The organism is Pedobacter boryungensis, from assembly GCF_013204825.1.
Classification (GTDB): domain Bacteria; phylum Bacteroidota; class Bacteroidia; order Sphingobacteriales; family Sphingobacteriaceae; genus Pedobacter; species Pedobacter boryungensis.
Window position 1 is genome coordinate 555,907 of sequence record NZ_JABMKV010000001.1, and the last position, 12,689, is coordinate 568,595.

The 12,689-nt window shown below is 39.3% G+C and carries 11 protein-coding genes; 7 read left to right on the top strand and 4 right to left on the bottom strand.

Features of this window, described 5'->3' with window-relative positions:
- Positions 1-113: 113 nt before the first annotated feature.
- Positions 114-1,001 (bottom strand): winged helix-turn-helix domain-containing protein, encoded by an 888-nt coding sequence (locus HQN85_RS02470; RefSeq protein ID WP_173268762.1) that lies wholly within the window; start codon positions 999-1,001, stop codon positions 114-116.
- Positions 1,002-1,880: 879 nt separating this feature from the next.
- Between HQN85_RS02470 and HQN85_RS02475 the strand changes: the two genes are divergently transcribed.
- Positions 1,881-2,543, top strand: coding sequence for a YceI family protein (locus tag HQN85_RS02475; RefSeq protein WP_173268763.1), 663 nt, complete (start codon positions 1,881-1,883; stop codon positions 2,541-2,543).
- A gap of 1,356 nt (positions 2,544-3,899) precedes the next feature.
- Here HQN85_RS02475 and HQN85_RS02480 read toward each other — a convergent pair.
- From HQN85_RS02480 to HQN85_RS02485, 3 genes are all read right to left on the bottom strand, one after another.
- A complete protein-coding gene (locus tag HQN85_RS02480; RefSeq protein ID WP_173268764.1) occupies positions 3,900-4,424 on the bottom strand; it encodes a C40 family peptidase in 525 nt (174 codons plus the stop codon).
- Positions 4,343-4,732 (bottom strand): hypothetical protein, encoded by a 390-nt coding sequence (locus tag HQN85_RS15680; protein ID WP_216847206.1) that lies wholly within the window; start codon positions 4,730-4,732, stop codon positions 4,343-4,345. Before HQN85_RS15680 ends, HQN85_RS02480 begins: the two co-directional genes overlap by 82 nt.
- A gap of 478 nt (positions 4,733-5,210) precedes the next feature.
- A complete protein-coding gene (locus tag HQN85_RS02485; protein ID WP_173268765.1) occupies positions 5,211-5,849 on the bottom strand; it encodes a DUF6266 family protein in 639 nt (212 codons plus the stop codon).
- A 369-nt stretch (positions 5,850-6,218) separates the two neighbouring features.
- Here HQN85_RS02485 and HQN85_RS02490 point away from each other — a divergent pair, with 369 nt between their 5' ends.
- The 6 genes from HQN85_RS02490 to tnpA all read left to right on the top strand — a co-directional run bounded on the left by HQN85_RS02490 (position 6,219) and on the right by tnpA (position 12,558).
- On the top strand, positions 6,219-7,034 hold the full coding sequence (locus tag HQN85_RS02490) for a hypothetical protein (RefSeq protein ID WP_173268766.1): 816 nt from the start codon (positions 6,219-6,221) through the stop codon (positions 7,032-7,034).
- Between the two features lie 36 nt (positions 7,035-7,070).
- Positions 7,071-7,328, top strand: coding sequence for a hypothetical protein (locus tag HQN85_RS02495; RefSeq protein WP_173268767.1), 258 nt, complete (start codon positions 7,071-7,073; stop codon positions 7,326-7,328).
- A 93-nt stretch (positions 7,329-7,421) separates the two neighbouring features.
- On the top strand, positions 7,422-7,685 hold the full coding sequence (locus tag HQN85_RS02500; RefSeq protein WP_173268768.1) for a helix-turn-helix domain-containing protein: 264 nt from the start codon (positions 7,422-7,424) through the stop codon (positions 7,683-7,685).
- Positions 7,686-7,853: 168 nt separating this feature from the next.
- Positions 7,854-10,673: a type I restriction endonuclease subunit R gene (locus HQN85_RS02505; protein WP_216847207.1), complete on the top strand. Its 2,820-nt coding sequence runs from the start codon at positions 7,854-7,856 to the stop codon at positions 10,671-10,673.
- Positions 10,673-11,995 carry a restriction endonuclease subunit S gene (locus HQN85_RS02510; protein ID WP_173268769.1) on the top strand — a complete coding sequence of 441 codons (1,323 nt, stop codon included), beginning with the start codon at positions 10,673-10,675 and terminating at the stop codon, positions 11,993-11,995. The genes HQN85_RS02505 and HQN85_RS02510 overlap by 1 nt, the downstream gene beginning before the upstream one ends.
- Before the next feature lie 104 nt (positions 11,996-12,099).
- Positions 12,100-12,558, top strand: a complete 459-nt coding sequence (gene tnpA / locus HQN85_RS02515) for an IS200/IS605 family transposase (protein WP_173268770.1) — start codon at positions 12,100-12,102, stop codon at positions 12,556-12,558.
- Positions 12,559-12,689 lie beyond the last annotated feature (131 nt).

Here is a 12,689-nt window from a genome sequence, read left to right on the forward strand (position 1 = left end):
TTCACATTTTTGGCTAGTCATTCCCTTGAGCTTAATATTTCCTCGCTACAGCATTAAGATGCCCAGTCAAGCTGAGCATGACGAAATCCAAAGAAAACCTTAAACAAAAGGCATTAAATCTCCAACTTATATCCTTTACCTCGAACCACAACAATTTGGATATTCGGATCAACTTCGAGCTTCTTCCTCAATTTAGAAATGAACATATCCAAGCTGCGACCTACAATTACACCCTCATCTTCCCATATTTCTTTTTGCAGCCTGCTGCGTTCGATCGTTTCATTAGGACTGGATGCAAAAATGCCAAGTACACGACTTTCAGTTTTAGTCAACTCTATCGGTTGCCCATGTATGGTAAGTATTCGATTTTTCATATCGAAGAACATAGATCCTAAGGTAAATACACCGGTTTCTTGATCATTGCGAAGTAAAGCCCTTTTTGGTTTTGTCGTGCCTAAGAACACAAACCCAATAAAAGCTAAAAACGACAGACCGCCTAAAAAGTATTCATTCTTTGCGATAGCTACACCCTTTGGTTTAAATTTTATATTGATAGTATAACATGTTTTAGGTTGCTTTCTTCCTATGCAGCTCACGATATCATCTTTTTTATCTTTTGAAATCGCATAGCCATAAACTATACTGTCCTTTTTACAGTTAAGTACGTTAACAATATAGTCGCTAGTAAGTGGATCTTTAATCAGCAAATTTCTAATGGTATTGACTAATACCTCTGGTTGAAAGCTAAGGTCATGCTCAAAGCTGATTTGGTATTCGTTGTCAGCGATCTTTTTTAAGGGAAGTACTCGAGAAGTACTATCGCCCGATTGCAAAAGGAGTTCATCACCAATCTTGCGAAGCGAAATTTCCCTTCTAGAATGCTCAAAATCATCCTTATCCTCCATGCGAAAAGCCACGCAGGCGATAGCAATAAACAAGAATAGTATTGATCCTAACAGGTACTTTCCTTTCCCGAACAGGAGATTTTGCCGATCAAACATTGTCAATTATTTTATTTACAAAGTTTACATTTTTATTTACAATCCAAATTCCTCAGCATACACCCATCAAAGTAATTTCGCTGCCGTTCCACTCAATCATTATTGGACGTTAAAACAATTGTCAATATTAAAAATAAATTATGATACCAACGAAACTAATAACAATCCGTCCTTTCGACTGGAGCGCAGTGAAGTGGAGAACTAAAGAAAGCGTAGCTAAATCTTTGAAGTTATCTTAGTGCAAAGGGCAAGGATTTAGCTTCGCTTAGCAAATGTGGTTTTGGTGCAAAGTTCAAAGATTTAGCTTCGCTGAGCACTGCGTGGTTCTCGGCTACGCTCGAAATGACGATAACTTATTCGCCCCGCGGCAAAGAGCGGACCAACAACAATCCGTCCTTTCGACTGGAGCGCAGCGAAATGGAGAAATCTTTGGACCTATCTTTTGCAAAGTGCACAGGTTTCTCGGCTACGCTCGAAATGACGATACTTTAGCAGGAACCCAAGAGCGTAGGGCAGACAGGAACGGCGGGCCAGCGTGAGCCCAGAGCGTGGAAGCATCGTTCCTGGCTTGATCTTTTGCATACTTTTCCATCAAGGGAAAAGTTTGATGCCCCGCGGCAAAGAGCGGACAAATAGCAATCCGTCCTTTCGACTGGAGCGCAGCGAAATGGAGAAATCTTTGAACCTAGTATTTTGTGTAAAGGTTTCTCGGCTACGCTCGAAATGACGATAGCTTATTCACCCCCGCGGCAAAGAGCGGACACAGCTAAGGCTTCGTGGTATGACGCATAAATGTGAATATACAAAGAGCATACACAACTAAGGATTGACTTTAAAACTTGAATTAATTAAATATTTAAACCCTTAAAAACTACAATTATGTACAACAAACTACCCCTAAATTACCTCCTTATTATCACTACAACCTTGTCCTTTGCTTGCAGTAGACCAATAAAAGAAGAAAAGAAAAACAATGCAAATGCATCAGCAAATCCGGTATCATTACATGTGGGCGATGAAAAATACGTGCCAATCGATACAAAGGAAAGTGTAGTAGTTTGGAGAGGTGCAATGCAAATTGGCGCTAATGCACATACAGGATATGTTTATTTCTCGAAAGGTGAGTTGAAGGTAGAAGACAATCAACTCATAGGTGGTACATTGGAGGTAGACATGAATACGATTGAAGACAATAAGCATGGAAAAAATAATGGATTAATTAATCACTTAAAAAACCCTGATTTCTTTGATGTCAAAAATTTTCCTACTGCTACGATAACAATTACTGCAGTTGAGCCACTACATACAGCAATGATGCAAATTACAGGCGACCTTACCATTAAAGGCATCACACGACCAGTTACATTTACTGCTCAAGTACAAATTAAAGACGGAGTTGTTAATGCAAGTGGCAAACTGAATATTGACCGAACGGAGTGGGGGATCCGTTATAAATCTGGGAAGTTCTTAGAGAATTTAGCCGATCAAACCATTTCCGACACCCTTGAATTCGACATCAAAGTTGTAGCAAAGCATAAATAGGAGTAGACAAGACCGTAAAACCTATATTGCACTGAAAGGGTAACAACAATCCGTCATTTCGACTGGAGCGCAGCGCAATGGAGAACTAAAAGAAAGCGTAGCTAAATCTTTGGACCTAATACTTAGTGCAAAATGGAAAGATTTAGCTTCGCTGAGCAAGCGTGGTTTTGGTGCATAGATTTAGCTTCGCTGAGCACTGCGTGGTTCTCGGCTATGCTCGAAATGACGATCCGTTACTCTTATCACTATCAAATTGTCTTAGCAGGAACCCAAGAGCGTAGGGCCGACAGGAACGGCGGGCCAGCGTAAGCCTAGCGAGGAAGCATCGTTCCTGAATTGATCTTTTGCATACTTTTCCATCAAGGGAAAAGTTTGATGCCCCCGTGGCAAAGAGCGGACAACAAAAAGTGCAAAATGCAAAGATTTAGCTTCGCTGAGCAAGCGTGGTTCTCGGCTACGCTCGAAATGACGATAGCTTATTTGCCCCCGCGGCAAGAGATCGACACTATTTAGGTTAACTAAACTTTTTGAATGTATTTCGCATTAGGATACCCAATCGAGTTGGGTATGACGAGTCTAGAAAGCACTGCCCCAAGAGCGTAGGGCCGACAGGAACGGCGGGCCAGCGTAAGCCTAGCGAGGAAGCATCGTTCCTGGCTTGATCTTTTGCATACTTTTCCATCAAGGGAAAAGTTTGATGCCCCCGCGGCAAAGAGCGGACAAATAATAATCCGTCATTTCGACTGGAGCGCAGCGAAATGGAGAACTAAAAGAAAGCGAAGCTAAATCCTTGAATTATTACTTAGTGTAAAGATTTCTCTGCTACGCTCGAAATGACGATCCATTACTCTCATCACTATCAAATTGTCTTGGCAGGAACCCAAGAGCGTAGGGTAGACAGGAACGGCGGGCCATGCGTGAGCCTATAGCGGGGAAGCTTCGTTCCTGGCTTGATCTTTTGCATACTTTTCCATCAAGGGAAAAGTTTGATGCCCCCGCGGCAAAGAGCGGAAAAACAATAATCCCTCCTTTCGACTGTAGCGCAGCGAAATGGAGAACTAAAAGAAAGCGAAGCTAAATCTTTGAACTTATTATTTAGTGTAAAGATTTAGCTTCGCTGAGCAAACGTGGTTCTCGGCTACGCTCGAAATGACGATAGCTTATTTGCCCCCGCGGCAAGAGATCGACACTATTTAGGTTAACTAAACTTTTTGAATGTATTTCGCATTAGGATACCCAATCGAGTTGGGTATGACGAGTCTAGAAAGCAGTGCCCCAAAGAGCTGACGTGAACTAAAAAAGAAACCCTCTCTAATTTCAAGAGAAGGTATCTTTTAACAACTAAATAAAACCAAATCATGGCAACCAATGCGCATATAACGCAATAGTCTTTCGATGGCGCCACTTCCGATACACCCCATCACCATCACTACTCCCATTAACATTGGTATTCCCTTCAATAGCAATCACCCAATCACTTTGCGTTCTTTCTACCAATCCACAATGTACAATCCGACCTTTTTCAGTCGAATACAAACCTAATACATCACCAGAATGCGGAACGAGCACCTGCTTTCCTTTGGGGAATAAAGCCGGCGACCATGCCGTTTGTGGTTGACTATATCCTGCCTGACCAAAAACCCAACTCACGAAAGCAGCACACCAGGAATGTCCTTCCTTTAAATGCGTATAAGCTAAGTATTTCTTTACATGTGCACCGTGGTTATTTGATCCCGTCTCTCTCACGCCCAGTTGTGTAATGGCAATAGCTACAAGTTCTTTTTGTGCGCTATGTTGTACTAGCAAATGGCGATTAGACATCCCGTTGCCGAGAGTACCAATACAGCATAAAAGGCCAAGTATAATACGTGTTGTTGCCATGATGTAAGTGATGTTAAAGGTGCTACATGATCTTGCACTAACAGCAAGGTGAAATGTCGGTGTATAGGTTTGCTAAGGAGCATTGCACAGCTGAGTGCCAGCAGCCAACAGGCAAAGCCTAATCCAATTAATTGTAAAATACCAGCGTCTATCATCCCCGAAAGCGGATAAAGAAACTGAATAAGTTTTGGCATAATTAGCCAAATGGTCACCAACAAAGGGAATAGCCATTTGAGCATGACTATATTTCTGAAGCGTGTTGGTACGTTTTTTAAGGTAATGTTCATCATTTTAAAATTTAAGGGCATGCTAAAGCAAACCCAGGGTTAATACTAAACTAATTTTAACGTGAATTCGGACTAAGCACTTCGCTGTTCAACTAACTCAAGCCTAAGTACATCCTCTTCGTTCTACTAAAGTCGGCCTTGGCCTGTTCGGGATGCAGAAATTAGCCTAGCTACTGATGTTAACAGAACAGGGCGCAGCCGTGGATTTATTTATGAGCATATATTTGTAAATTGTATAAATGAGCTTCGCTTTGCTGCGGTATTTGCATACTTTTTTCATCTATAGGAAACCTGCGAAGCAAGCATGAATACCTTTATAAACACAAAAACTCGTGAATAAAAGTTTGTCCGCGAAGCGACAGAACTACAAATAGATCTCAAGATCAATGATTTTTAAATCACGACCATTGTGATAGCTATAAAAAGCTATGCTTATCCCAATTTCATGTAATATATCGGCGGCGCCTTAGCACCGCCGATATTAAATGCATGAGTTTTTTTACAACACCGTTACCGTACCCAAGTACACACTGGTAGCAGCGTTTTTGCCATTAGCAGCAAGATAGCCCATATAACAATGCACCACATCATTAGCAAATTCTGCCGGAACCACTATGGATGCAGCCCCCACCAGTCTTGTAAATGAAAGATCAGTTACGTACAGCTTTTTAGCTGGGTTATAAATCAATAAGATGGCTTGATCATCTATCGCACTTAAAGTAGTGCCCGCATTATTCTCCCAGATAAAATCTACTACACCCGCATTGGTAGCGCTTACTGCTGCGTTTTTTGCACCCAATAATTCGCCTTTTGAAATCACCACCTTGGTAAAGTCGATGTCTAAATTGGGCATGATACCCGTTACCGCTTGCTGAATATGATAAGCTGTAGCTAAATTAAACCTCGATTTGTTGCCCTGTGTGCTGCCAAATGCTTGCTCTAAGAGACCTTTGATCGGCGATAAAAATCCGATTGCCAAAGCAAATCTTATTCGTTGCTCCATTTGAATTTCACTTGGTAGCTTGTTGCTCTTTTTTGGTAAGCTGCGCATTACATCTAAGTTTCTCCAACTAGCACCAATCACGTTGCCTATTTTTCCTGAGAATCCACCTAGGATTCCTTTTTTAAATGTTCCCATTTTTTCTTTGTTTTTAAAGGGTTAATAATCTGTTAAAACTTCGAGTGTCGACAACGAATGTTAAACGAAAGTAGGGTGCCTAGTAGAGATAAAAAAGCATCGACGGGCGGATGTCCGAAGATGTCCGAAAATGTCTGGATTTGTCAGTGAAAAAGTAGTTTTCTCCTAGACTTCTCCTAGGTTTGTTCTGGTATTGTTCTGTTCAAACGCAGTTTTCTAGGAGGAGTGTAGGCGCAATCTGGGAGAAAACCAGATGTTAAAATATGTTACATTTCTAGCGCATCTTCTCTAAGAGATCATAATTTGTTTAGTTTAGATTTTAAGCCGAAATCATCCCTGCTACAAATTGTAAGACAAGATTAGGCGTTGATGAAAGACCGACTAAAAGAAATGACTGCCTTGATACAGCAGTCGGAAGGACATGAGGAGCTACCCGATAACCTGAAAACAAGGTTTGAAGAATGCTGTTTGCAGGTAAATGAATTATTGACTGAAAAGGTGCTAGCCAATGATTCGGAAGCTCAGCTCATTGCATTTATCAGTTATACGCATCGCTGTTTAGTGACGATGTGCAATACCTTATGTCAACATCCTAAAGATTTTAGGGGTTTGAGTTTGCTGCTTGCACCCTTGCAACAGCTCATTAATGCAATAGAGGATCAGCATACAGCGAAACTAGATTCGCAAAATGTGATTAGCCATTTCAACTTAAAGGCCTTGCGACATTGCTTTAACGCGAAAAAAGTTAGCTTAACTGCATATTTTAGAAAGCATAGGGTGGACAAAAAATTGTTACTGGTGCTAGCGAAGCATCATCAAGCGATACAAAAGCAACAGGAAATGTCGTATGCGCAGTATCATTACAATGAGTTGCTGCTGGCAGAGCTGGAAGCTATCCATTTTAAAAGTTCGAGGTTAAACAGTACCGAGCAGGTGATTTTATTACTTGTTCGACTAAATTTTAACTACCTGCCCTTTATGGTGTATTGCAGAAATTTGCATATGGCGGAGTTAGCTCAAGCAGATGGCAAAGCAGCCAAACTAAACGTGTTAAGTGCTCAATTCAAAACTTTGCGCTTAATTCAGCCTAAACCAGGCTATGCTTTCGAGCCAGCTACAGACAGTGTAATTGAGGTATTGAGTTCGTGGATTTTAGCCGAGCGTGTCTATTTAGAAACGATGTGAGAAATTACAGCACCTGAACCCATGCACTCGACCAACATGGAAAAAATAGCCTTGAATTTATCGGTAGATCAGTTGGCGCTACTGCTCAAACTTTTTAAGGAACAGGCTATTTTTAAGGATACAGATATTTCTAAACTCTTAAATTTTGTCATTACCTATTACACCACAGTAAAAGGCAAAGACATTTCTTTTGAAAGCTTACGGAATAAGTATTACCTCGCTGAAAGTAGTACCATCACTCATCTTAAAGGGAAGCTTATTAAAATGGTGAATGCCTTAAACCAGCTTAAATAGGACTAAACATATCTGCGGAGTTGCCTTTCAATTTGCAACCCTTGCAACCTGTGTATTGATAGCCAAAAATTTCTATTTGTGGTATTAAAACACATGCCCATGGAAATGATAGCCTTACAAGAACAGTTACAGCAATTACTCGTGATGCAACAGCAAATGATGCTCTTGCTAGAACACATCCATGGCAATGCCTTTAATACTGATGAATGGTTAGATAATAACGATCTATGTCGCGAATTAAAAATAACCGAACGCACCTTGTATCGTTGGCGTAAACAAGGTTTCGTTAAGCCAGTAGTGATTGGTGGTAAATGTTATTATCATAAAAAGATGATGGAAAGGTTGGAGAAGGGGTGAGTGTGGGAATGGAATTACGGAAAACCATACTTTTATTTAAAACAATGCTATAATTTGGTAATGGCGAAAAGTTAATATTAGAATTGACTACGTTTTGGAAGCAATAAAGATTTAAACAATAGCTAAATTAAATTATTATCTTGCAACAAAACTAAGTAATACAACTCGGTGAATAACGAACTCAATCAAAATCCAGAACAAAAAGCTCGCGACCAAATTGATGCGATGTTGCAACTGGCAGGTTGGCATGTTCAATCAAAAAATCATATAGATTTCAGCGTAGGATTAGGCATTGCTGTTAGGGAATACCAAACCAGTGTTGGTCCGGCAGATTATGTGCTTTTCGTAAATCAAAAACCTTTAGGTTTAATTGAAGCTAAAAAGGAAGATGAAGGTCATCGGCTTACCGTTGTTGAAGAGCAGTCAAAAGAATATGCAACTGCTGACCTGAAGTTTTTCAAAAATACAGAAAGGTTAAAATACATTTACGAAAGCACGGGTGTTGTTACCCGATTTACCGATTATACCGACCCAAAGCCTCGGGGCAGAAATGTTTTCAGTTTTCATAAGCCGGAGACTTTATTGGAATGGTCGAAGAGAGAAAAAAGTTTAAGAGGAAGGTTTGCTGATTATCCCGTATTGGATGAAACAAATTTGCGTCCGGCGCAGATTATTGCCATTAATAATTTGGAGAAATCGTTTAAAGGCAACCGACCAAAAGCATTAATTCAAATGGCGACGGGTGCCGGAAAAACCTTTACTGCCGCTACTTTTATTTACCGCTTACTGAAATTTGCAAAGGCTAAACGCATTTTGTTTTTAGTAGATACCAAAAACTTAGGAGAGCAAGCCGAGCAGGAGTTCAGAGCTTTTCAGCCACAGGATGATAACCGCAAGTTTACAGAGTTGTATAACGTACAAAGATTGACGTCGAGCTATATCGCCGATGAAAGTCAGGTTTGTATTTCTACTATACAGCGGATGTATTCTATTTTGCAGGGTGAAGAAATGGAGGAGGATGAAGATGTAATCAATCCCAATGAAAATTCATCGTGGATAGAAAAACAGTTGGCAAAAAAAGATGCCATTCCGGTTGCCTACAATCCGAAAGTTCCTATTGAGCAGTTTGATTTTATTATTATCGATGAATGTCACCGTTCTATTTATAACCTTTGGAAACAGGTGTTAGATTATTACGATGCTTTTTTGGTGGGCTTAACTGCAACGCCTGATAAAAGAACTTTTGGTTTCTTTAATGAAAATGTAGTCAGCCAATATACATATGAAGAATCGGTGATTGACGGAGTGAACGTTCCTTACGATGTTTATTTAATAGAAACCGATATTTCCACCAAAGGAGCCTTGATAGAGAAAGGTTGGTTTGTGGACAGAAGAGATAAACTTTCCAGAGCCAAACGCTGGCAACAGGAAGATGAAGATACCGCTTATCTGCGAAATGATTTAGATAAAAAGGTAGTCAACATCAGCCAAATCAGAACAATTATCACTGCTTATAGAGATGCATTAAGAAAGGATATTTTCCCGAATCGTTTTGATGAAAATGGTGAATATGAAGTGCCGAAAACTTTGATCTTTGCCAAAACCGACAGCCACGCTGATGACATCATCAACATCATCAGAGAAGTATTTGAAGAAGGCAATGATTTCTGTAAAAAGGTAACCTATAAAATAGAAGAAGACCCGAAATCGGTGCTTAACCGTTTTAGGAACGACTATTATCCGCGTATTGCCGTAACGGTTGATATGATTGCAACCGGAACCGATGTGAAACCTTTGGAGGTGTTGCTGTTTATGCGGGATGTGAGAAGCATCAATTATTTTGAACAGATGAAAGGACGTGGTACCCGTACCATTTCTGCTGATAAATTAAAACTGGTGACCAAAACTGCCGATGCTAAAACGCATTTCGTGATTGTGGATGCAGTAGGTGCCACCAAATCTAAAAAGACCGACAGCCGTCCATTGGAGCGACAGCCAACTATTCCGTTGAAAGATTTGTTGCAGGCCGTGACAATGGGTGTGCAGGAAGAAGACGTGTATCTTTCATTGGCAAACCGACTCATCCGTCTGGAAAAACAACTGACCGATGCCGAAAAAGAGAAAATACAGGAATTGGCAAAAGGGAAAAGCTTAAAGCAGATGACCCGCGAACTGATTGAGGCTTTTGATGCCGATGTTATTGCCGATAAAGCAAATGCAATTATTGCACAAATCCCGGTTGATGAACGTACGCCTGCCAAAGAAGCAGAAGCCAGAGCAGAAGCGCAGGAAGCTTTGCTGAGAACCGCGTCACTCACCTTTAACGGCAAACTGAACGACCATATTGATAATGTACGCAAACAGCACGACCAGATTATTGACCATATTAATCTGGATGAAGTGACCAAAGCAGAATGGGACACAGAATCGATGGACAAAGCCAAAGCCCTGATTAACGATTTCAGCGAATACCTGAAAGCCAATAAAGACGAGATACAGGCGCTGAGTATTTTTTACGACCAGCCTTATAACCGCCGCAACATTACTTTTAAAATGATAAAAGAAGTAATGGATAAACTGAAACTGGAAAAACCGTTGTTGGCTCCGGCTCACGTTTGGAATGCGTATGCGGGTATAGAAGAAGTGAAAAGCGACTGCCCGAAAGATGAACTGACGGCATTGGTTTCTTTAATTAGAAAAGTGTGTGGCATAGATGAAGAACTGAAACCTTTTGATAAAACCATTGACGAGAATTTTAAGCGTTGGATTTTTGCACAAAATGCTGGACAGCACAACCGCTTTAGCACCGAGCAAATGGATTGGCTGCGAATGATAAAAGACCACATTGTAAGTTCTTACCATATTGAACTGGACGATTTAGATTATAACCCGTTTGACAGCAAAGGCGGAAGAGGAAAGATGTACCAATTATTTGGTAATGAAATGGATAGTATTATTAACGAATTAAATGAAGCATTAGCTGCATAATGGCATTAGGACTAGCACCGAAACAGATTATTGAGAAAAATAAATACCCCTTATTAAATATTTGTAATGACTGGGAAAGGGTATTTCTTGGTAATATTATTGAAATACAAAATGGATACGCATTTTCTTCTATATATTTTACAAGAGAAGAAGGTGTGCCTCTTATTAGGATTAGAGATATTGCGGATGAACAAACTGAAAATTATTTTAATGGAGAATACTCAGACGATTTTGTAGTACAAAAAGGAGATTTCCTGATTGGGATGGATGGTGACTTTAAGTTATCCAAATGGCCAGGAGAACGAGGGCTTTTAAATCAGCGAGTTTGCAGATTAAGAAATGAATCAAAACTTTACAACAAACAGTTTTTATTCTTTGTGTTACAGCCTTATTTAAATGCGATACATTCTGAAACATCTTCAGTAACAGTGAAACATTTATCATCAAGAACTATTGCTGATATACCAATACCTTTACCACCCCTTCCCGAACAACGAGCCATTGTTAAAAAATTAGAAAGTTTATTTAGCAGTTTAGATGCCGGTGTTACCGATTTAAAAAAAGCACAACAGCAATTAAAAATTTACAGGCAAGCGGTTTTGAAAAAGGCTTTTGAGGGGGAATGGAAAAGAGAGTTATTAGGTGACGTAAGTGTTGTCAAAAGAGGTAAGTCTAAACACCGACCAAGGAATGACCAAAGATTATTTGGAGGAAATTATCCATTTATTCAAACTGGAGAGATAAGAAAAGCAAATGGCGGTATTGTAAAAGAATATGAAAATGCCTATTCTGAATTTGGATTAGCTCAAAGTAAATTATGGCCAAAAGGAACTTTATGTTTAACCATAGCCGCAAATATAGGTGAAACAGCATTTCTCGGATTTGATGCTTGTTTTCCTGATAGTGTTGTTGGAATAACTTCTGACATCAAAGTTCTTAATTTGTATTATCTTAATTATTATATTCAACTTACAAAACAGGAGATTGATAGAGTTGCATCAGCAACGGCTCAAAAAAATATTAATGTTGATTTTTTAGAGAACTTAGAAATACCTGTTCCAAATCCTGATGAACAATACAAAATCGTCAAACAAATCGAATCCCGTTTATCCGTTTGTGATTCTATCGAACAAAACATCAAAGAAAGTTTAGAAAAAGCCGAAGCCTTGCGCCAGAGCATCCTTAAAAAAGCATTTGAGGGTAGTTTGTTAACTGCAAAGGAATTGGAAGAATGCAAAAAAGCTGCAGATTATGAACCTGCAAGTGTACTGCTGGAACGGATAAAAGCGGAACAAAAGCAAGCAATTAAACAAAAGAAATAAAATCAAAAACAGCCACATCGTGACGAAATATGAATAGCAAAACAATCAAACATCAATATTTAGCTCCGTAGGAGCGGCATATAAATAGCAACATTTTAATTATAATGGCAAATACCTACACACAATTATATTTTCATATTGTTTTTGCTGTAAAAGGACGAAACAATTTCATTTCAGAAAAATGGAAAGACGAATTATATAAATACATTTCGGGTATTATTTCCAATAAAAACCAGAAACTAATGATTGTAAATGGAATGCCAAACCACATTCATTTATTAATAGGTACCAAACCCAATTGTAATTTATCCGATTTAATTCGGGATATAAAAGCCAATTCATCTAAATGGGTAAACGAGAAAAAATTGACAAACATCAATTTTGAATGGCAAACCGGTTTTGGTGCATTTACCGTAAGTCAATCGGTTGTTCCCAATGTAATTGAATACATCAAAAATCAAGAAGAGCATCATAGAAAAAAAACCTTTAAAGAAGAATATATGGAATTTTTAAAAGCCTATCAAATAGATTTTAAAGATGAATATTTGTTTGATGAAGAATAAACTTTATTAATATTCCGCTTCTACGGAGCTATTGATAATTCGCCACGATGTGGCTAATAATATTTCGCTCCTACGGAGCTTGACAATCTAAAAAAATAGAGCTATTAGGATTTCGCTCCTCCGGAGCTACA